17 protein-coding genes and 1 tRNA gene are annotated in these 20416 nt (G+C 69.8%); 6 read left to right on the top strand and 12 right to left on the bottom strand.

What is annotated here, in order from left to right:
• Positions 1 to 145 precede the first annotated feature (145 nt).
• Positions 146 to 1087: a hypothetical protein gene (locus AC1DMN_RS02995; protein ID WP_477230124.1), complete on the top strand. Its 942-nt coding sequence runs from the start codon at positions 146 to 148 to the stop codon at positions 1085 to 1087.
• 105 nt (positions 1088 to 1192) lie between these two features.
• Entirely contained in the window at positions 1193 to 2110 is a 918-nt protein-coding gene (locus AC1DMN_RS02990; protein WP_440732528.1) for a helix-turn-helix transcriptional regulator, read from the top strand.
• A 228-nt stretch (positions 2111 to 2338) separates the two neighbouring features.
• Here AC1DMN_RS02990 and AC1DMN_RS02985 read toward each other — a convergent pair whose 3' ends face one another.
• From AC1DMN_RS02985 to AC1DMN_RS02950, 8 genes are all read right to left on the bottom strand, one after another.
• A complete protein-coding gene (locus tag AC1DMN_RS02985; protein WP_440732529.1) occupies positions 2339 to 3553 on the bottom strand; it encodes an MFS transporter in 1215 nt (404 codons plus the stop codon).
• A gap of 103 nt (positions 3554 to 3656) precedes the next feature.
• Positions 3657 to 4436: a hypothetical protein gene (locus AC1DMN_RS02980; protein ID WP_441977865.1), complete on the bottom strand. Its 780-nt coding sequence runs from the start codon at positions 4434 to 4436 to the stop codon at positions 3657 to 3659.
• 1 nt (position 4437) lies between these two features.
• Complete coding sequence (gene dcd, locus AC1DMN_RS02975) at positions 4438 to 5043, bottom strand: dCTP deaminase (RefSeq protein ID WP_477230123.1); 606 nt, start codon at positions 5041 to 5043, stop codon at positions 4438 to 4440.
• Positions 5044 to 5065: 22 nt separating this feature from the next.
• Positions 5066 to 5761, bottom strand: a complete 696-nt coding sequence (locus AC1DMN_RS02970) for a response regulator (protein WP_440732532.1) — start codon at positions 5759 to 5761, stop codon at positions 5066 to 5068.
• A complete protein-coding gene (locus AC1DMN_RS02965) occupies positions 5758 to 7125 on the bottom strand; it encodes a sensor histidine kinase (protein ID WP_477230122.1) in 1368 nt (455 codons plus the stop codon). Before AC1DMN_RS02965 ends, AC1DMN_RS02970 begins: the two co-directional genes overlap by 4 nt.
• Positions 7122 to 10886: an efflux RND transporter permease subunit gene (locus AC1DMN_RS02960; protein ID WP_477230121.1), complete on the bottom strand. Its 3765-nt coding sequence runs from the start codon at positions 10884 to 10886 to the stop codon at positions 7122 to 7124. The genes AC1DMN_RS02965 and AC1DMN_RS02960 overlap by 4 nt, the downstream gene beginning before the upstream one ends.
• Before the next feature lie 228 nt (positions 10887 to 11114).
• Positions 11115 to 11936 carry an ABC transporter permease gene (locus AC1DMN_RS02955; protein WP_440732535.1) on the bottom strand — a complete coding sequence of 274 codons (822 nt, stop codon included), beginning with the start codon at positions 11934 to 11936 and terminating at the stop codon, positions 11115 to 11117.
• Positions 11933 to 12877: an ABC transporter ATP-binding protein gene (locus AC1DMN_RS02950; RefSeq protein ID WP_477230120.1), complete on the bottom strand. Its 945-nt coding sequence runs from the start codon at positions 12875 to 12877 to the stop codon at positions 11933 to 11935. Before AC1DMN_RS02950 ends, AC1DMN_RS02955 begins: the two co-directional genes overlap by 4 nt.
• A 605-nt stretch (positions 12878 to 13482) precedes the next feature.
• On the opposite strand from AC1DMN_RS02950, the gene AC1DMN_RS02945 reads away from it, so the two are divergent.
• Positions 13483 to 14817, top strand: a complete 1335-nt coding sequence (locus tag AC1DMN_RS02945; RefSeq protein ID WP_477230119.1) for a chymotrypsin family serine protease — start codon at positions 13483 to 13485, stop codon at positions 14815 to 14817.
• A gap of 9 nt (positions 14818 to 14826) precedes the next feature.
• Complete coding sequence (locus tag AC1DMN_RS02940; RefSeq protein WP_477230118.1) at positions 14827 to 15363, top strand: Ig domain-containing protein; 537 nt, start codon at positions 14827 to 14829, stop codon at positions 15361 to 15363.
• Between the two features lie 181 nt (positions 15364 to 15544).
• Here AC1DMN_RS02940 and AC1DMN_RS02935 read toward each other — a convergent pair whose 3' ends face one another.
• The gene (locus AC1DMN_RS02935) at positions 15545 to 17074 is read right to left on the bottom strand and encodes a hypothetical protein (RefSeq protein ID WP_477230117.1); all 1530 of its coding nucleotides are present in this window, start codon (positions 17072 to 17074) and stop codon (positions 15545 to 15547) included.
• A 127-nt stretch (positions 17075 to 17201) separates the two neighbouring features.
• On the opposite strand from AC1DMN_RS02935, the gene AC1DMN_RS02930 reads away from it, so the two are divergent.
• Positions 17202 to 17666, top strand: coding sequence for a tyrosine-type recombinase/integrase (locus AC1DMN_RS02930; RefSeq protein WP_477230116.1), 465 nt, complete (start codon positions 17202 to 17204; stop codon positions 17664 to 17666).
• Between the two features lie 95 nt (positions 17667 to 17761).
• Positions 17762 to 17835: transfer RNA gene (locus AC1DMN_RS02925), tRNA-Gly, on the top strand.
• Positions 17836 to 17905: 70 nt separating this feature from the next.
• Here the strand turns inward: AC1DMN_RS02925 and AC1DMN_RS02920 are convergent.
• From AC1DMN_RS02920 to AC1DMN_RS02910, 3 genes are read right to left on the bottom strand one after another with little or no spacing between them, the layout of a single operon-like run.
• Positions 17906 to 18430, bottom strand: coding sequence for a putative glycolipid-binding domain-containing protein (locus AC1DMN_RS02920; RefSeq protein WP_441977861.1), 525 nt, complete (start codon positions 18428 to 18430; stop codon positions 17906 to 17908).
• Positions 18431 to 18437: 7 nt separating this feature from the next.
• Positions 18438 to 18917, bottom strand: a complete 480-nt coding sequence (locus AC1DMN_RS02915) for a VOC family protein (RefSeq protein WP_477230115.1) — start codon at positions 18915 to 18917, stop codon at positions 18438 to 18440.
• Positions 18914 to 20221, bottom strand: a complete 1308-nt coding sequence (locus AC1DMN_RS02910; RefSeq protein WP_477230114.1) for an FAD-binding oxidoreductase — start codon at positions 20219 to 20221, stop codon at positions 18914 to 18916. The genes AC1DMN_RS02915 and AC1DMN_RS02910 overlap by 4 nt, the downstream gene beginning before the upstream one ends.
• Between the last annotated feature and the right edge of the window lie 195 nt (positions 20222 to 20416).

Here is a 20416-nt window from a genome sequence, read left to right as displayed (position 1 = left end):
TACATGCGACTTGACATGGATCCGGATTGCATGTCACACTGCATATACATGGCAGATGACATGGATCCGGAGAGTCCGGAGAGGCAGCCCCGCCGCGAACGGCGCCGAGCAGCCGGTCATCGCCCCGAGACCTGAAGGACTTCGCATGAACACCGCAGAGAACAACACACAGAACACGCCCACTGACCGGAGCCGCCCGTTCGGCTTCTGGATCACCGCCGTCGACCGCCTGATGGCGGCCAAGTTCGCCACCGCGTTCGAGGACGAGGGGATCACCCGCCGCGACTGGCGGATCCTCAACGTCATCGACGGCACCGTTCCGACGGGCCGCGAGCTTCCGGCCGACAAGGATCGCCGCCTGGTCGCGCTCGGCTGGGTCGAGCCCGGCGCTGAAGGCTGGGCGCTCACCACGGACGGCACGGCCGCCAAGGCTCGCCTGACCACCGCCGTCGAGGAGATCCGCGCGCAGGTCGCCGGTGCCCTCGAGCCCGACGAGTTCGCCACGATGACGGGCTCCCTCGAGAAGCTCGCCCGCAGCCTCGGCTACGAGGAGGGCACTCGCCTGCCTCGTCGTCGCGCCGGCGAGCGCCGCGAGGGTGGCCACGGCCGTGGCCACCGCAGGCACCACCGCGGATACGGCGACCACCGCCGCAGCCACGGTGAGCACCGCCACGAGGCCGGGTTCGGACACGGCGAGGCCGGCTTCGGACGCGGCGAGCGCTTCGCCGGCGGCGAGCGTCCGGGCTTCGGCGAGCGCCCCGGCTTCGGCCGGTTCGCCGACCACCCCGGCTTCGGCCGCGAGTGGCTGCAGCGCGAGCACCTCCGTCAGGAGCACGCCCGCCACCAGCACCGTTGCGACGGACACGCCGACGGTGAACGTCAGCACGGCGAGCACTCGCACGGCGAGCGTCAGCACGGCGAGCACCAGCACGGCAAGCACTCCCACGGCGAGCGTCAGCACGGCGAGCGCCCGCGCGGGCACCGGCACGGCGAGCACCAGCGCGGGATGGGCCCGCGCCGCGGATTCCACCGGCACACGCCGGAGCAGATCCACATCCACCTGCACGGCGGTCGTCACGACGGCTGATCCGCTTCCCCTTCCGGCCCCTGTCCGCGCACGCGGCAGGGGCCGGACCCGTCTCCTCCGCCGGCCGCCGGAATAGAGGCCGCGCGGCCTCGGTTTCCCTTTCACATGACACTTCTCGCCCCGGACAGGACGACGCCCGCCGTCGTCGTGCCGGGCGCGATCCCGCCCACCGGCGGCGCGGTCGATGCGCTTCTCTCGGCTGTCGACGTGCGGCTGATGCGGCAGGTGCGGATCGCGCCGGATCCGGCCGAGACCATCGCGCTGGACCGTGACGCGCTGTCGATCGTGTACGTCATCGATGGCGCCGTGCACACCCGCTGCGGCGACAAGCCGATGTCCCTCGCGCGGGGCGACGCCATGCTGACGCCGGGACGGGTGCCGATGTCGGTGAAGACCGATCCCGGCACCCGGATCCTCGTCTCCACCCTCACGCTGGTGCCGCACGCGGCGCACATCGCGAACGCCCTGCCCGACGTGGCCCTGGTGCGCGATTTCGCCCACCACGAGCCGGCGGCGGCCGCGCTGGCCGCCCAGGTCGGACTCGATCTCACAGCCCTGCCGGTCGACGCCGCTGCGTTCGAAGCCGCCGGCCGCGACGGCGACGCCGTGATCTGCCGCATGATGGCGAACACCGTGCTCGCGTCGGTGATCCGCGCCTGGGCCGCGCACGGCTGCGCCCCCGCGGGGTGGCCGGCGCGCACGAGCGACCCCTTCCTGGAGAAGGTGATCGACGCGATCCACGCCGCACCCGGCAACGACTGGAGCGTCGAGGGTCTCGCCAGCGTCGGCGCCATGTCGCGGACGGTGTTCGCAGAACGCTTCCGCGCCGCCTTCGGCACCTCGCCCGCGAGCTACGTGACCGAGGTGCGGATGCGCGCCGCCCAGGACCGGCTCGTGCTCGGCTGCCTCGTCAGCGAGATCTCCCGCGACCTCGGCTACAGCTCCGACGAGGGCTTCAGTCGCGCCTTCCGCCGCCGCACGGGCCAGACCCCGACGGCGTGGCGCGAGGCCCGCACCGCCTGACGCGCCCGCGGAATTGCGGTGCGCTGCTCCGCTCAGCGATCCGCGCGGGCGCGGACGACGTCCGGCTCGCTGTCGCGCCCGGACCGGATCCGTCTCGGGCGCATCCGCTCCTGCCCGGACGCTTCCGTGATTCCGCAATAAGGACGATGGCAACTTCTCAGGACGGATCCGCCCGGATCCTCCTGCAGAGTTGCCATCGTCCTCCAGAATTGCGGCGCGCTGCTCCGCTCAGCGATCCGCGCGGGCGCTGATCCTGCTCGATACCCCGAACAGCAGCGCTCCGACCACCAGCACGACCGCGCCGATCACGTAGACCTGGGCGATCCCGATGCCGTCCACCAGCAGGCCGCCGACGCCGGCAGCGGTCATGATCGCCGCCTGGAATCCCATGACCACGAGGCTTCCGCCCGCCTCGAGCCGGTCCGGCATGCGGTGCCCGATCCAGGTGTTCACGATCAGCAGCCACGAGGCGAAGAAGAATCCCCAGACGAACGCCACCACGCCGATCGCCCAGAGGGATCCGGTCATCGCGTCCATCAGCAGCACCGCGCCGGCGATCACGAGCGGGGTGATCACGGCGAGCGTGCGGTAGCGGCGGTCGACGATCACGCCGATCGCGATGTTGCCGATGAAGCCGCCGATGCCGAACAGTGCGAGCAGCAGGATGATCGTCCCCTCGGTGATCGCGGCACCGCCCTCCTGCACGCGCTCGAGCGCGACCCGGATGTACGTATAGGCGAGGAAGTGCCCGAGCACCACCAGCACGTGGCCCACCACGCCCAGGCCGATACCGCGGCGGCGGAACGTCTCGACCAGAGTGGACAGCCGTGCGGCCCCCTCTGCGGGCACGCTCGGGAGCAGGATCCGCAGCAGGACGGCGAGCACCGCGCTGGCCGCCGCGGCGATCCCGAAGACCCCGCGCCAGTCGAGCACCTGGCTGAGCAGCACGCCCGCCGGCACACCCGCCACAGTGGCGAGCGACACACCCGCCGAGTTGAACATCATCGCCCGCCCCAGGCGCTCCGGACCGGCGATCCGCGCGGCGACCGTGACAGACATCGACCAGAAGCCACTCAGCGCGGCGCCCAGCAGCACGCGCGCGACCAGCAGCAGCGGCAGGTTCGGAGCGACCGCGACGATCAGGTTCGACACGGCCGCGCCGATCGCCATCCACACCAGCAGGGAGCGGCGGTCCAGGCGGGGCAGCATGAGGCCGATGGTCGGAGCCACGATGAGCCCGGCGAGCGCCGTCACGGTGACCATCTGCCCGGCCTGACCGGGCGTGACGCCGATCTCGGCCGCGATGTCGGTGAGCAGGCCGCCGGGGAGGAACTCCGCCGTGACGAGCAGGAACGCCGTCGCCATCATGGCGAGCAAGGCGCCGTAGTTCAGCCGGCGCGGGGCGGAAGCCGCGATCGTGGGCACAGGGGCGGTGGTGGTCATGCTTCCAGCCTGGCGCAGGACGGGGGTCGGCGCCCGACCGTGCGTCCGGCCGATCCGACCGATCGTCCGGATCGGATCCGGGCGTGCTCGATCGCGGCGGTTGTCAGAGCAGCGGCAGCACGGCCGGCACCGCGGCGGCGACCGGGAACGGCCAGGCCGCGTTCGCGATGAGCACGGCGATCAGCACGATCGCACCGATCAGCAGCACGACGAGGATCAGGAACACCAGCGCCACCAGGCCGGGGTAGCCGCCTCTACCCGCCTCGGGGGCCGACGGCGGAGATCCTGGCCGCTCCGGCGGGAGCGCAGGAAGCGGCAGTCCGGTCGGCGGCACCGGATCGGAGTCGCGGGCGGGGACCATGCCCGCGGGCGTCGGGTCGGCACGCGGGGGCTTGGCGTCGCGGCGGGAATCCCAGGTCTGCCTCACGGCGGCCCCCGGCGCCGACGGGTGCCCCGTCGTCTGCGCGGTGTCGGGTGCGGCTTCTGTGCCCGACCGGGCCTCGGAGGCCGGCTCGCCGAACAGCGCGGGGTCGGGATCCGCCAGGATCGCGGCGAGGCCCGGAGTCTCCTCCGCGGGCGCTGCCGCCTCAGGGCTGGCGAGCAGTCGCGCGAGCTCGGCGTCGTCCCGGGCGGGCGCGATCTGGGGGTCGGCGAGGATCCGCGCCAGCCCTTCGCTCTCCACGGGCACAGGCGCCGGATCGGCATCACCAGGAAGCGGTGCCGGCTGCGGGAGCGACGTCGGATCGTCGGCACGCCCGGGCTCGGGCGCATCGTGGACGGGCGGCTCAGGGACGACGGACGGGGTCGGCGCGACCGACGGACCGGGCGGTGCGGGCGCGGAGGACGGTTCGTCCCGGGTCGGATCCGTCTCGTCCGCGGTCATGTCAGCCTCCGGTGGATCCCGCGTCGGTGACTCCGACGTCGGTGCGATGGAAGTTCTGGAAGGAGCGCGAGGCGGTCGGGCCGCGCTGCCCCTGGTAGCGGTTGCCGTACGGACCGGATCCATAGGGGTTCTGCGCCGGCGAGGACAGCTGGAAGAAGCACAGCTGACCGATCTTCATGCCCGGCCAGAGCTTGATCGGCAGGGTCGCGACATTGGCGAGCTCGAGCGTGACGTGCCCCGTGAAGCCGGGGTCGATGAAGCCGGCCGTGGAGTGCGTGATGAGTCCGAGGCGGCCCAGCGACGACTTCCCCTCGAGGCGCGCGGCCACGTCGTCCGAGAGCGAGACCTGTTCGAAGGTCGCGCCGAGCGCGAACTCGCCGGGGTGCAGCACGAACGGCTCATCCGGTTCGACCTCGATCAGCCTGGTCAGCTCGGGCTGATCCTCGCCCGGGTCGATGAAGGGGTACTTGTGGTTGTCGAACAGCCGGAAGTAGCGGTCCAGCCGCACGTCGATGCTCGACGGCTGGATCATCGACGGTTCGAGCGGATCCAGTCCGATCCGCCCCGCGTCGAGCCCCGCCCTGATGTCCCTGTCGCTCAGCAGCACGGTTTCAGCGTAGTCGGTGCCGTCACTGCGAGTCGGTCAGGCCGTTGCGGAACGCGAAGACGACCGCCAGCACGCGATCACGCATGCCGAGCTTCTGCAGCACCCGGCCGACATGGGTCTTGACCGTGGACTCGCTCAGCCAGAGCTTCTCCGCGATCTCGGCGTTGGACAGCCCCTGCACCAGTGCGTCGAAGACCTCGCGCTCACGGTCGGTGAGCACCTGCAGCCGCGCCGCGGCGGCGGCGCGGTCGTCGTCCCTCGCGCGGCGGCCGGGGTCCTCCGCGGCGCGGCTGAGCACGCCGAAGCGCCGAAGCAGTTCCGAGGTGACCCTTGGTGCGAGCACGGCGTCGCCGGCGGCCACGGCGCGGATCGCGGCGACGATGTCGTCCGCATCCGAGTCCTTGAGCAGGAAGCCGCTGGCGCCGGCGTCGATCGCACCGAACGCATAGGCGTCGAGATCGAAGGTCGTGAGCACAAGGACGCGGATCCCGCTGCCCGATGCCACGAGCTCCCTGGTCGCCTCCAGGCCGTCCTTGCGGGGCATCTGCACGTCCATGAGCACGACGTCGGGCCGGTGCACGGTCGCGAGCGCCACCGCCTCGATCCCGTCCTGCGCCTCCCCCACCACCTCGATGTCCGGCTGCGCGCCCAGCACCATCGCAAGACCGGCGCGGATCAGGGCCTGATCGTCGGCGATGAGCACCCGGATCGCGGTCATGACGCGCTCCTCGGCAACGCCAGGCGCACGACCCAGCCCCGTGGCACAGCCGGTCCGGCCTCGAGCGCACCGCCGTAGAGGGCGGCACGCTCGCGCATCCCGAGCAGGCCCCGGCCCACGCGGCCGGAAGGCGCCGTGGGCTCGGATCCCTCCATGCGCACACGCTCCGGCGGAGCACTGTGCCCTGCGCGGGCGCCCTCGGGCGCGACCGGGGTCGTCGCGCCGTCGTCCCGGATCTCGGCGTGGATGGCCTCGGCGGTCACCCGCACCTCGACCCTCACCTGGGTCGGCGTCTCGGCGTGCCGCAGCGCGTTGGTGAGAGATTCCTGCACGACCCGGAACACCGTCATCTGCAGACCCGCCGGGACCCCCTGCGCAGCGCCGGACGCGGATCCGGTGCCGACCGCCTGCTCCGCGCGCCCCAGGTCGAGGTCCAGCCGCACCGGCAGCCCGATCCCCCGGTAGACCTCGGCGAGGCGCGGCAGGTCGTCCAGACCCGTGCCGTTGCGCGTCGATTCCTGCCCGTTCGTCCGTTCGAGCACCCCGATCGCCCGCCGCATCTCGTCGAGGGAGGAACGCGCCACTCCGGCGATCTGGCCCACCGCCTCGCGCGCTCGGTCGGGATCCGCGTCGAAGATGGCCCTCGTGCCGTCGGCCAGCCGCACGATCACGCTCAGCGAATGGGACACGATGTCGTGCACGTCACGGGCGATGCGCGACCGCTCGGCGAGAGCGGCGAGCTGCGCCTCTTGATCACGCTCGTGCTCGAGGATCCGCGCTCGCTCCACGAGCGCCGCCACATACCGGCGGCGGTTTCCCGCGTTCTGCCCCCACAGCAGTGCGACCAGGAGAAGCAGCAGGTCGAACGCCGCCCAGGACAACGCCGTGTCCAGCCGCGAGCCCGAACGGTTCACCGGTGCGAACCCGAACCCGGTGAGCAGATGGACACCGCCCAGCGCCAGGGTCACCGCATAGGCGATCGCGCCGGCGATCCACGCGCGGGACATCCGGTCGTACACCGCGATCGCGAAGACCGCGTAGGCGACGGCGAACGCTCCCACATCCAGCCAGAACGGCAGCAGTACGAGCGGCAGCGTCAGCGTCACGAGGTACAGCAGCATCGGGTTGCGCCGGCGGAACAGCACCATCACGGTCGCGACGATCGCCACGACCACGAGTCCCAGGCCGATGCCCCAGACTCCGCCGGGCCGCACGACCACCGGGTCCTCCGCGGGGGCCGTCCCGAGCATCGGCACGACGGTCAGCACGACCCAGCTGAGCGTCGTGAGGGCGTCGGCCCAGTGCGGATGGCGCTGCCAGCGCGACGCGGCGCGATCCAGGGCGCGCGCGGAGCCGTCGGTCACGTCGCCAGTCTCCCACGGTCCTCCGGGTCGGCCGAGGCCGCCCGGTCCGCGGTCGTGCACGACGAGCGTGACACGGGCTCGCCGGCGCTCAGCGGCAGCGCGGCGGCCGTCTCCGCCTCGGACGACGCCGGATCCTGTCCGTTCTCGAACACCTCGACGCCGGCGCTACGGCGCTCGCGACGGGCCTCGCGACGCTCCCTCCGCGCCTGCCTGCGATCCCCGCGGCGCTCGTAGAGCACGACCAGCGCGGGCACCAGCAGCAGGGTGAGCACCGTGGACGAGACCAGCCCGCCGATGACCACGATCGCGAGCGACTGGGAGATGAACGCCCCGCCGCCGGTGATGCCGAGCGCCATCGGGATGAGTGCGAAGATCGTCGCGCACGCGGTCATGATGATCGGCCGCAGGCGCAGGCGCGCCCCGTGCACGACCGCATCGTCGAGTCCCGAGCCGTTCCGGCGGTACTCGTTGATGAGGTCGATCAGCACGATCGCGTTCGTGACCACGATGCCGATCAGCATGAGCATGCCGATGAGCGCCGGGATCCCGAGCGGGGTCCCCGTGATCAGGAGCCCCGCGATCGCCCCCGTCGCCGCGAACGGCACCGAGACCAGCAGGAGGAGCGGCTGCACGAGGGAGCGGAACGTCGCCACCAGCACGATGTAGACCAGGGCGATCGCGGCGAGCATCGCGAGCCCGAGCTCGCCGAACGACTGTGCCTGCTCAGCGGCGGCGCCGCCCTCGTCCAGGTTCACGCCGGCTGGCAGGTCGACTCCCGCCACCGCCGTCTGCACACCGTACGACGCCGTGGAGAGGTCGGCTCTCTCTGCGGGCGTGGCCGAGATCGTGACCGCGCGAGCGCCGTCGATCCGGGTGATCGTGGCGGGAGCCGAGACCACATCCACGGCGGCGATGTCGCCGACGCGGATCGGCGTCGCGCGCAGATGCTCGAGGTCGCGCTGCGCCTGCGTGAGCCGGTCGGTCTCGGCCTGCTGGCGCGACCCGTCGGCGATCGCGGTGCGCGCCGCGGAGATCTGCTCGTCGAGGCCCGTCAGCCCGCTCTCGGCCCCGGCCACGGCCTGGGTGAGCTGCTGCACGAGCTTCTGATACTCGAGTGCGCTGAGCTGGCCCTGCGTCGCGGGCTGGGGGTCGGCGGGCGGCGGCGAGGCGAGCAGCTGCGCGAGCTGCTCGCGCAGCGCGGCCAGGTCCGCCGCCCCGGAGGAGCGGGCGTCGTACAGCGTGGAGAGCTGCTCATCGGCCTTGTTCTCCGCCTCGGTGCGCGCCTGGGCGGACATCGTCTCCTGCTCGCGCTGCAGTGCATCCGCCGCGTCCTTCTGCGTCTTCTGGGCCTGCAGAGCCGAGATCGGCAGAGTAAGCGCCTTGACCGCCTCGGGGTCCGTCGCGGTCGACTGCGCACGGACCACCAGATCCGTGGCGGTGCCGTCGATGCTGACGGAGCCGAGCCGCTCGCCCTGGACGGCGGCGGAGATCGCGGCCCCCACCTCGGCGGTGGTGAAGCCCTGCGCCGCCGCACGCGCGGGGTCGACGGACACCTTCAGCACGGGCAGATCCGCGGCGAGGTCGCTCTTCACCGTGCCGATGCCGTCCACTTTGCCGAGAGCCGCCGTGAGCATCTCCGACGCGCTCGCCAGCGCCTTGTCATCGGGGCTCTTCACGATCACATCGATCGACGACGACGTGGTCTGCGTCGCCTGGGTCGAGACGGTGATGCGGTCGGCCTCCGGGAGCCCGGCGACGGCCTTGCGGATCCGCGGCAGCACGGCCTCGGGATCCGCATCCGGCGCGATCACGATGTCGAGCGTGACCGGCGCCCCCTGCTCACCCGCCGTGGTGCGGTACGAGGCGACCCCGTCGAGATCGCGGACCTTCTTCTCCAGCGCGGTCGCGGCCTTGTCCGACACGGCGAGCGTGGTGTCCAGCGGCATCGTCTGGGTGACGGTCACCGCGCGCTCGTCGGCGAAGCTGCCGAGCATGTCGGTCTTCAGGAAGGTCGCCGCCACGATGGTGCCGGCGAACACGACCACCGAGATCAGCACGACCGTGACCGGCCGGCGCAGCGCGAACAGCAGCGAGGGCAGATAGGCCCGCTGCATGCGCGTGACGCGCTCGGCGGGATCCTGCGCCGCCGCATCAGCGCCCGCGGCGGTCACGCCCGACGTGCCGGCCTGTTGCGGATCCGCTACGGCGGCGTCCGTGGGATCCGTGCTCTCGACGGCGGTCATCGCCGCCTGCTCGGCATCCGCGGCCTCGGCCTTCGCGACGGCGCCCCTCTTCGGACGGCGCAGGAACCAGTACGCGAGCACCGGCACGATCGTCAGCGACACCAGCAGCGAGGCCAGCAGCGCAATGGTCACGGTCAGTGCGAACGGGCGGAACAGCTCCCCGGCCATGCCACCGACGAGGGCGACCGGCAGGAACACCGCGACCGTCGTCAGCGTCGACGCCGTCACGGCGCCGGCCACCTGGCGCACTGCGGCCAGCACGTCGGCAGGGGTGAGCGGTGCGGATCCGCGTCGCCGCGCGATGTTCTCGATGACGACGATCGAGTCGTCGACCACGCGCCCCACCGCGACGGTCAGTGCGGCCAGCGTGAACACGTTGAAGGAGAAGCCGCCGACGCGCAGCCCGATCACCGCGATGAGCAGCGACAGCGGAATCGAGACGGCCGTGATCACGGTGGCCTTGGGCGAGAGCAGGAAGACCAGGATGATGAGCACCGCGAACACGAGACCGAGACCGCCCTCGACGGCGAGATCATGGGTCGACTTCTCGATCATCGTGGACTGGTCGAACAGCACCGAGCTCGCGGCGTTCGCGCCGAGAGAGGGCAGCGCCTTCGCGACCGCGGCCGTCACCGCATGCGACACCTGCACGGCGTTCGCCTCGGGCGTCTTGGTGATCGTCAGGCTCAGCGCGGGACGGCCGTCGGCGCGCGAGATCGTGCTCTGCGGGACGGGTGCGAGCTCGACGGTCGCGACCTCGGACAGCGGCACAGGCCCCTGCATCGACGGGATCGGCATCGCGGACAGGCGCTCGATCGAGGTGCCCTCCTGGCCGACCTCGATCGCCATGGCGCGCGTGCCGTCGCTGCTGGTGCCCGCCGGCACCACGACGCCTGCGGTGCGCAGGATCCCCGACACCGCGGCCGCATCGATCGACCGCGCCGACAGCTTGGCCGGATCCAGCGTCACCAGCACGCGCTCGGAGGCGCGACCCGACACTTGCACCGCACGCACACCCGGCACGTGCTCGATCGCAGGGACGAGGGTCTTGTCCACCCGCTCGGCAAGGGCGCCGATCTCGCCGTCACCCGTGATCGCGAGGCTCTGCACCGGGATGTCGGCGGAGCTGCCCGCATAGACCTCGGTGTGCACGCCGTCCGCGGCGGATCCGGCGGCGGACGCTGCGGCCTTGAGATCGGCGAGGATCTTGGTGTCATCGCGGCCGAACGCCCAGTTCACGGTCAGCTGCCCGCTGTCGCTCGAGGTGCTCGTGCGCACCTCGTCCACCCCGGTCACGGAACCGAGCGCATCGGACAGCGGCTTCACCACGTCGTGGTCGAGGGTCTCGGCCGAGGCGCCGGGCTTCGTCACGAGGACGACCGCCGCGGGCTGCGACATCGACGGCAGCAGCTCCTGCTTCATGCTGCCGGTGGCCCACAGGCCCGCTCCGACGATGAGCACGGTGAACAGGGCCACGACGGCGCGGTTGGCGAGGCTGAGTCGGGTCAGCGGGGTCACGGATCCTCCAGGCGATCACGGGCGGGCGCAGGGGCACCGCGACTGCCGCGGGCTGCGACGAGCCGTACCTTCAGCCAACCGCGCACCATGAGGCCGGCACATCCGCTTCAGGGAGGATCCGGTCCGTCCCGGGGTGGTCCTCAGGTACTACATCCTCCGGCGGCGTCCGCAGACGACATCGCCCCCTCCGCACAGTGCGAAAGGGGGCGATGTCGGCAGATCCGCGGGTCAGGCGTCGCGCGAGCGCAGCACCACCCAGGATCCGAGCAGGCCCGCGGCGACCCAGGCGCCGAGGGTGAGGAACGCCACGCCTGCGGACATCGGCGCGGTGTCGCTGGGCAGGATCGCGTTCTGCGCGGCCGACAGCGGCAGGTAGTTCGCGGCGTCGAGCACCCACTTCCAGGACTCGCCGGCGAAGGCGAAGAAGTTCGACATGATCGGCAGCACGAACAGCAGTCCGACCGTGGCAGCGATCGCACCGGCGCCCGAGCGCAGCATGAAGCCGAACGAGACGCCGATCAGCGCGCACACCGCCATCGTCGCGGCGGCGGCGAGCAGCGGCAAGATCACCTTGTCGGGCGCACTCCACTCGAGGCCCTGGCCGTGCGCGCCGAGGATCGCCGACACGAGGACGGCGGCGACCACGAACATCACCAGCGACGCGAGGAACAGGAACACCCCGAGCACCACGGACTTCGCCACCAGCACGCGCCCGCGGCGCGGGTCGGCGGTGAGCGTGGAGCGGATCATGCCCGTGGAGTACTCGCCGGTGACGGCGATCGCACCCAGAATCCCGGCCAGCAGCGCGGTGAACTGGATCGGCGTGACCACGGCCATGATGCCGTTGAGCCCGCGCGGTGCCTCACCGGAGGTGGTGAGGGCGAATGCGATCAGCACGGCGATGCCGATCGTGAGCGCGGCGGTGATCGCGATCGACCACCAGGTCGAGCGCAGCGTGGTCAGCTTGATCCACTCGCTGCGCAGGCTCCGCGGGAAGCTGAGACGGAACCGGCCCGGCAGGGCGGGGACAGTGGGGGCGACGGCGCTCATGCGACCACCTCCGGGATCGGGGCGACGGCTTCGGGCACGGCGCGGGTTCGGTATTCGACGGCCTCGCCGGTGAGGGCGAGGTAGGCGTCCTCCAGCGAGCCGCTGGTGGGGGTGAGCTCGTGCAGGGCGATGCCGCGCTCGGCGGCGAGGTCGCCGATCCACCATGCCTCGGGGCCGGTGACGTCGATCGTGTCGTGGCCCGAGGGGGTGATCAGGGCGCCGGCGGCGATCAGCAGATCGCCCAGCTCGGCGGCGCGGGGGCTCCGCACCCGCACCTGGGCGGTGGTCCACTGCTGCACGAGCTGCGACAGCGGTGCGTCCGCGAGCACCCGGCCGCGGCCCAGCACGATGATGTGGTCGGCGGTCTGCGCCATCTCGCTCATGAGGTGGCTGGAGAGCAGCACCGTGCGTCCCTCCGATGCGGCGTGCCGCACGAAGTTGCGCACCCAGAGCACACCCTCGGGGTCGAGCCCGTTGACCGGCTCGTCGAGGATCAGCGTGTGCGGGTCGCCGAGCAGGGCTGCGGCGATGCCGAGGCGCTGCCCCATGCCGAGCGAGAACCCGCCCGCGCGCTTGCGGGCGACGGATCCGATGCCGGCGATCTCGATCACCTCGTCGACGCGCTTCGAGGGCAGGCCGTGCGTGGCGGCGAGCGCGCGCAGGTGGTTGCGGGCCGAGCGGCCGGTGTGCACGGCCTTGGCGTCCAGCAGCACGCCGACCTCGGTGAGGGGCGCGTGCAGACGGCGGTACTCCTGTCCGTTCACGGTCACGCGGCCCGCGCTCGGCCGGTCCAGGCCCACGATCATCCGCATCGTGGTCGACTTGCCGGCGCCGTTCGGTCCGAGGAAGCCGGTGACGGTGCCCGGCCGCACGGTGAACGACACGTTGTCGACGGCGGTCTTGGGTCCGTATCTCTTGCTGAGGCCCTCTGCGGTGATCATGTCTTCGACGCTATGCGGCGGCTGTGCCTCGTCGCATCCCTCTGGAGGATGACTCCGGGGATCCCCGGGGATGATTCCGGAAACCCCGAACGTCGCCCGCCCCCCTGCCCGGGCTCCTCGCGGGTTCTCCCCTCACTCCGTTTCCCTCCCCTCACCTTGTTTCCCTCCCCCGGTCGGCGCCCGTGCGGGGAGGGAAAGTCGCGGCGGGGAGGGAAACCGTGCGATGAGGCAGGGCGGATCCGGGATCCCGTGGGCGTTTGTTATGCTGGCCAGGCGTCACCGACGCACGGGGCTGTAGTTCAATGGCAGAACTTCTGCATCACAAATTCTGAATCCCGCAACTTCCCGGAAGCTCCCGCCGCGGTCGATTCTCCTGCGCGATTCCGCGGAACGCTGGCCGCTTGACATCCCGCCCGGTCCCGGCCGATCCCGCAATTTCCTCGCGCAAAGCGCGGGGTAAACGCGTGGCAATCAGACCCCACGATGCATGCACATCGGATAGAACATAGATTTGAATGCGGGTAGAGTGTGGCCGCACGCGTCGTTTTGCGACAACCGCACCAGCGTGTTTGACAGAAGTTCCGCGGAGCCCGTAGATTCCGCGCATGAACCGTGGAACGAAACTGGGGTTGACCTCGGTCGCTATTGTCGTCACCTTTCTCACGCTCTGGCCCTCGAACGCGGTTCTGGCGGCCACGTCGAAGCCTGCGGTGGACCTGACGCAGCCCGTTCCACCGAACGGGCAGTTGGTGTCGAGCCTCAACGCCGAGGGCCGATGCCTTTTCGACAATGGCGTCTACCCGGCGGGTGGCGTGGGTTACCGAGACAGCTCTCTCCCTTATGACGACCTTGAGCCCGTACCTCGAGCCGAACAGACGTTGCGCGCCCAAATCCTGCGGCAGCACGCGGGGCAGGTGATGGAGGTATCGTTCGCGGGGAAGACGGGGACCGTCACGGTCAGCAAGGCGTCGGTTCAGGGTGCGACGTCGACCGTCGACGAGCTGGCGGGAGCCGACCCTGCAGCCGTCGACGCGTTGGCGACGTTGCGAGCTGCGGGAACTCAGATCGGCGTGGAGTCCAAGGATGCGCCGTCGCTGTTGGATGTGTGTACGATCCGAAGCGCCATCAGCACCGTCGCCACCAAGATTCCCACTCTGTCCGCCTCCGCCGTGACCAACGCAGCCGACGGCAAGGTCGATATCACCGTCAATGCCGAGTCCTTGCTCTCGCTTCAGGCAGCACTCTCCGGCTTTGCGCCGTGGATTCGACTGCAGAGCGGGGACGTCGAGCCGGCTTCCCGGACCGCCGATAGCGCACCATGGTACGGGGGCGCCAGGACCAATCGTTGGGACGGCGAGCCCTGGTGCTCCACGTCTTTCCGGTTCAACAACGGTTCTCGGTACCTTCTCACGGCGGACCATTGCGGCCCATCAGGGTACAAGTGGTACAACAACGGCGACATGTACAACGGCGGCTACGTGGGGTTCAGCGCTTCTAATCTCGGCGCCTACGGCGTTGATGCGGCCGTCATTGCCGGCTCTTCCTACGGTTCCAGGGTGTACACAGGTTCGCCCAGTTCCTCGACCTCCATCGAGGCAAACGGTGTCTATCCGAACTCCGCCCTCAACTACCTCGACCAGCTGGTGATCTCTGGGGCATCTTCAGGACAAGGCAACATCACCTCGGCAGGAAACAGTCAAACCTGCCGTTGGTATGAGGGAAAGAACTATTGCCACCTGCTGTACTTCTCCGCTGTCGGCGGCCTCTGCATCGGTGGCGACAGCGGCGGCCCAATCGGCGTCTACGACCCCGCGAACGGAAGGTTGATCGCCTCGGCTATCGTTTCGGCCACAGAGGGCGACCGGAATGGCAATCATTGGTGCCTAGGTACCGATATCTCTGCCGCCATTTACCTTTGGGGTGGTGGGACCATTGGCTGAAAAGGGACGATGATGCAAAAGACACGACCAACACGATTCGCCGGAACGAAGCGTGCGACCTCCTATCTCACGATCGGCGTCGTCGCGGTGCAGCTCCTGCTGACTTCTTGTTCGGCCTCGACGGGGACAACAGCCGAGACCGGGAGCAGCAGCACCACATCCCCATCAACGCCCACGCCCACGCCCACGCCCACAGTGTTCGAGCCAGTGACCGCAGGACGGGTGCTTGTGGCCCTGCGCCCAGGAAGCCTTCCGATCGGCTCGATTAGCGGGCCTGCGGAGACGTGGTTCATCGCTGCTGGAAAGTGCTCGGCAGAAGGATGCGCGGGGGGCCCCTACACCTTCGCCAGTCAGGGTGAACTTCCGCCCGGGATGACTCTGGAACCAAACACAGGGCGGCTTACGGGGACCTCCACGAAACTGGGCACCTGGAAGATCACTATCACAGCGACCGACGTGAACGATCCGTCAGAAACCGGATCACTCACCCTGGACTACAGCATCTTCCAGACGGAGGCCGCGGACGGTAGCTCCCCCTCGCCCTAAATGCCAGGGACGATGCGCTGCGGCCTCATCAGGTGCGGCTCGCTCGTTGAGTTAGACGATGGCGCGGCTCGATTTCGTTGCGTCAGGAGGGGCCCTAGAACAATACCCACGAACGAGAGAAGGCCCCCGCCCCCCGGCATTGCCAGGGACGGGGGTCTTCTCTGTCTGCAGTATTCGCAACTTAGCGCCAGGTCTGGGCGGTTGAAGCATTTGGTGCGCCGTCCCACGCGGCGCCAGGAGAATCGCCCGTGAACGCTGGGCCTGTGTAGGTTCCCGCGACCAGGGTCGCGAGATCCACCCAGATGTCCCCCGATCCGAGCACGCCGTCGTGGAAGAAGATCATCCGGCCGTTGGCGTTCGTGATGGATCCCGTCACGCGGAGTTCAGTATCCCCGGCGGCATTCGGCGCGGCGTTCGAGTAGGTCGTGTTCCCGCCCAGCAGATTTACCGTGCGGGTTCTCACGCCTCCCGGCGCTGGACTCAGCGGCGCTTCGAGGTGCATCGTCACGATGCCCGTGTAGGTGCCGCTGACCGTCATCGGGAACGGTGCGATCTCCGCATAGGCGGTGTTCGTCGGATGACTCGGGATGATGCGTGCGGACTTCGACCCCGCCTTCGTCCACCGTGTCGATTGGACGGCGTAGGCGTTGGCTGTGCTCAGCCCAGCTACCGCGATGCCGGTCAGCTCGGACGGGCTCACGTTCGCGTTACCCTGCCAACGAGTCGAGAAGTCGGCATCCCAGAGAGTGGTCGCAGAGCTGTTCGCTGCCCCCGTCCATGCAGCCGCGAAGCCTTGGGGAGCCGCAACCGATCCGGCGAGCGTGCGGGCAGGCACAGTCCCGTCAGAGAACGCTGTCACACCCGTCACGTACGCGATGTCCCCGACAGCCGCGTTGCCCTGCCCGGACGCCTTCTCCACGAACGCACCCGCATACGACGTGCCCGGCGTGGGGGCACCGGTTACCCACGTCCAGGTGCTGGCGGAAAGCAGGGTCGGCGTATCGCTGGAGTTGATCTTCACCTGATAGCCCGCCGCGGTGACGTAGAACCAGGCGCCGATGCGGCGCGCGGGGCCAGTGTTCGCGAGTGTGTCCAGGTTGTAGATCGACATCAGCGTGACCGTGGACTGCGGTCCGTTGAGAACCGAGGATGCTGCCGTGGTGATGCCCTGTGGATGCCCGGCTGGGGCGGCTACGTTCCTAGCCACGGTCCATGTCGCCGTGTTGTTCGACTGGAATCCCACCGCCGCCACAGCGTTCGGGTTGGTCGAGAGGTTCATAGAGATGATGGGCTGCTGCGCACCCGTGAAGAAGAGGCCCGCGGGGCGCGATGCATCCACGTTCTCCTCGACGATCGCGTACCGGACTCGGAGCACGTCGCCCGCGAGAGCACCAGGGATGTAGGCGATCAGGTTCACGGCGTTCGTCGTCGTCGCGGCGATGGTGCCGAGGATGGTGATCTTCTGCCAGGTGCCGTCGAAGGTCGCCGGGACTCCCGCGGCGGTGCCGAGGTTGATCCCGTTGTGCAGCACGGGGTACGCGCCGCTGGGGATTGCTCGACCCACCAGCGACCCCTCGGCCTTTACCTCCAGCGACGCGGAGTAGTAGCGCCCCACCGTGGCGGGCAGCGATATGGCGTAGACGCCCTCCGTGAGTCCGGTGCCGCCCGTCGTGATCGTGTAGACCACCTCGCCCGCAACGGGAACAGACAAGGACCCGTTGACCGGGCGATTCGTCTTCCAGTTGTTTGACGCTGGAGCGCCCGCCGAGACGGGCGGGGCCGGATCGAGCACTCGCTGAGTACGCACGACGACGGCGGATCCCGCCGTCTCGAAGCTCGTGTGGGAGGACATCGATCTCACCCAGACACCTGCGCGCGTGAAGGGCTGGGGCACAATGGCGAAGGGCCCGGATGGGAAGTGGCGGATCCAGCCGCACCGCAAGAACCACAAGGAAATCTACGTCGCGCTCCCGCGATTCGTCTCCCAGATGCTGCTGCGCCGCCGCGTGAACTCTCAGTCCCCGCTCCTGTTCCCGTCGTCGACCCTGACGCCGAGGATCCCGGGCAACTTCCGTACCCAGTGGCACGCAGCGCTCAAGGGGACCGCGTTCGAGGGCCGGCTACCGAGGGAGTTTCGCTCCACCGTTGCCACGCTGCTGCGCGACGAGGCCGGCATCGAAGCCGCTCAGCACCAGCTCAACCATGCGCACATGTCTACGACAGAGGACAAGTACGCGGTGCCCGTCACGGTCCTTCCGGACCAGACAGTCATCCTCGAGCAGTTCGATGTTCTCTCGGATTGAAAGCGCGGGGTAAACGCGGGGTTTGCCCGTCTGACATGCAACCTATAGACTCGCAAGGTCGCTTCAGCCGCGGAATTACGCGGCTGTTTCGATGTGGGGCTGTAGTTCAATGGTAGAACTTCTGCTTCCCAAGCAGACAGCGCGGGTTCGATTCCCGTCAGCCCCTCCACTCCGACAAGGCCTCCGTCACCGACGGGGGCCTTCGTCGCGTCAGACGCCGTACGGATCCCGCTCCGGGGCTACTCCCGCACGCGCACGAACAGTCCCGGGTACTCGAGCACGAGCCCCGCGGCGTCGACGAGGATCTCCCGGCGGAAGTCGCTGTCCCGCGACTCGTAGAGGTAGCGCTCTCGGCTGAGGCACGTGTAGCGCTGCGGATCCGGCAGCACCTCGAGCGCGTCGGTGACGTAGGCGGTGACGATGTCCCGGGACTCGCCGGGTCTCAGCGCCAGGCGGCGGATCGGCAGCGTGTTCGTGAAGGGGCTGAAGGACAGGTCGATGTCGATCGCCGCACTCAGGTCGGGGCGCGGCACGTCGTTCACCCGCCATTCGCCCGCCGACGATCGGGCCAGGCGCAGGGTTCCGACGCGGTCGTCCTCGACCGTGAGATCCGCGAACTCCCACCGCTCCGTCAGCCGGGCGGCATAACGGATCACGCGACCAGGGCTCTCCACGACCGATGTCGCATCCACGCCGCCCGTCGCGACGGACAACTCCAGCGTCTCCGTGCTCCCCGTTTCGACGCCTCGCCAGCGGATACGCATGACGCCGTCAACCGATCGATTCGGCGAGGGAGACGATGATGCCCTCCGGACCGCGGACGTAGGCCATCCGGATGGCGTGCTGCCATTCGCCGACGCCGCCGACCAGCGCGTATCCGTCGCCCACGACCTGGTCGATCATCGCGTCGAGGTCGTCGACCATGAAGGCGACGTTGCGGATGCCGAGCTCGTTCGCCATCGGAGCCGGCGAGCCGGGCTCGTGATCGGGGCGGGTGAAGCTGGACAGCTCCAGCGTCGTGCCGCCGGAGGGAGCGCGCAGCATGACGATCCGAGTCCGGGCGGCGGGGATCCCGATCACCGTGTCGAGGAATTCGCCCTCCACGGCCATGGGATCGCCGAGAACCTCCAACCCGAGGCCGGCGAAGAACGCTGTGACCGCCTCCAGGTCGGCGACCGTGATTCCGACGTGATCGAAACTGCGCACCCGCGGCGCACCAGCAGGGTCAGACAGGGGCTTCTGCGTGCTCATCCTCGAACCTCGTTCCTGTGGGGGTGCGGGTCGCTGCCCGCGGGCTGGATGGCTTGCGGGAAGTCGAAGAACCGGTGCGGGTCGTAGCGCTGCTTGACGCCGGCAAGACGGTCCGCGTTGGCGCCATGGTAGGCGGAGAGCGGATCCTCGAGCAGAAGGTCGGGGAAGTTCGGATACACCCGTCCGGATCCGGCTTCATGGGCGGCGTTCCAGGAATCGTCGATCCACCGGTCGCCGGGGTCGCCGACATGCTCCAGCAGGAAGCGGGTGCCACGGTGCGCGAACGCGGTCTCACCCGAGGCCACCCGGTTGTACGCCCCGCCCATCGCCGTGTACGAAAGCCTGCGCGGCCTGCTGCGGTCCGCGTCGGCGAGCAGCGACTGGATCCGTTCCAGGATCGGTTCTTCGATCGTGTGCTCGAAGAACTCCGACCGCAGGCGGACCGGACGCTGCGGCAGCGAACGCCGCTCGTCGGCGTGCGTCTCCTTCACGGTCGAGTACGGCACCGGATCTTCCACCCGCAGCCGCGCCGACCCGGCTCTGCCCAGGAGCTCCCGCAGCCACGCGTTGGTCACGGACGCGGGAAGGCTCGAGGCTCCGACCGCGCGGACCTGCAGACCGGGGACACCCGGCTCCAGCTCAATGACCAGATCGACGGTCAGGCCGTCGGGTGCATCGGGGGCGTGCTCCTGCCAGGCCGTCACAAGAGCACCGAGGTCGACATTCCCCGGTATCGCGACCTCGACACGGGAGACCATGGGCTCGGGCACGGTCGCGAACCGGAACGTGCTGACCACCCCGAACTGGCCCCCTCCCGCGCCGCGCAGCGCCCAGAACAGATCCGGCTCGCGATGCTCGTCGCAGTCGACGATGTCGCCGTCGGCGAGCACGACCCGGGCGCCGATCAGCCGGTCGCAGGTCAGCCCGTGCTGCCGTCCCAGCAGACCGATCCCGCCGCCGAGGGTCAGGCCCGCGATGCCCACGGTCTCCCCGCATCCCGCCGGCAGCGTGCGTCCCACCGCATGCAGTGCGCCGTACACCCGGCCCAGCCGGCACCCTGCGCCGATCGTCGCCGTACCCGACGGATCGACGCGGACCTGATCCATCGCGGCGAGGTCGAGCACGATGCCGTCGGTGGTGGATCTGCCGGCGAAGCAGTGGCCACCGCCCCGCGGCACCAACCGCATCCCGGTCGCCGCGGCGTGGCCGATCTCCCGTGCGATGTCACGCTCCGACGCGCACGCGACGACCAGCGACGGCCGCAAGCCTGACGACGCGGTGCGATGCTGCTCTGGTGCGGACATGACTCGACCGTACGAACCACGTAGGCGCTGAGGATTGAACAGAACGCGCATCGTCCAGCACTCCGAGGGGGCCCGCCGGATGCTGCCGGCGGTGCCGACGTGTCGAACACCGCACGAGGATCGCCGGCCGGCTCACGCACCACGGTACGGCATCAGATCCCGCTGTCAGTTTCCTATGGGTGTCTGTTGCTGTTC

The sequence above is a fragment of the Microbacterium sp. 01T413_2 genome (assembly GCF_056398985.1).
The sequence above is the reverse complement of the archived record's forward strand: the minus strand, read 5'-3'. Positions and strand labels throughout refer to the sequence as shown.

Coding starts and splice junctions, on each gene's coding strand:
- AC1DMN_RS02995 (WP_477230124.1), top strand. CDS start 146: ATGAACACCGCAGAGAACAACACACAGAACACGCCCACTGACCGGAGC.
- AC1DMN_RS02990 (WP_440732528.1), top strand. CDS start 1,193: ATGACACTTCTCGCCCCGGACAGGACGACGCCCGCCGTCGTCGTGCCG.
- AC1DMN_RS02985 (WP_440732529.1), bottom strand. CDS start 3,553: ATGACCACCACCGCCCCTGTGCCCACGATCGCGGCTTCCGCCCCGCGC.
- AC1DMN_RS02980 (WP_441977865.1), bottom strand. CDS start 4,436: ATGACCGCGGACGAGACGGATCCGACCCGGGACGAACCGTCCTCCGCG.
- AC1DMN_RS02970 (WP_440732532.1), bottom strand. CDS start 5,761: ATGACCGCGATCCGGGTGCTCATCGCCGACGATCAGGCCCTGATCCGC.
- AC1DMN_RS02955 (WP_440732535.1), bottom strand. CDS start 11,936: ATGAGCGCCGTCGCCCCCACTGTCCCCGCCCTGCCGGGCCGGTTCCGT.
- AC1DMN_RS02950 (WP_477230120.1), bottom strand. CDS start 12,877: ATGATCACCGCAGAGGGCCTCAGCAAGAGATACGGACCCAAGACCGCC.
- AC1DMN_RS02945 (WP_477230119.1), top strand. CDS start 13,483: ATGAACCGTGGAACGAAACTGGGGTTGACCTCGGTCGCTATTGTCGTC.
- AC1DMN_RS02940 (WP_477230118.1), top strand. CDS start 14,827: ATGATGCAAAAGACACGACCAACACGATTCGCCGGAACGAAGCGTGCG.
- AC1DMN_RS02920 (WP_441977861.1), bottom strand. CDS start 18,430: ATGCGTATCCGCTGGCGAGGCGTCGAAACGGGGAGCACGGAGACGCTG.
- AC1DMN_RS02915 (WP_477230115.1), bottom strand. CDS start 18,917: ATGAGCACGCAGAAGCCCCTGTCTGACCCTGCTGGTGCGCCGCGGGTG.
- AC1DMN_RS02910 (WP_477230114.1), bottom strand. CDS start 20,221: ATGTCCGCACCAGAGCAGCATCGCACCGCGTCGTCAGGCTTGCGGCCG.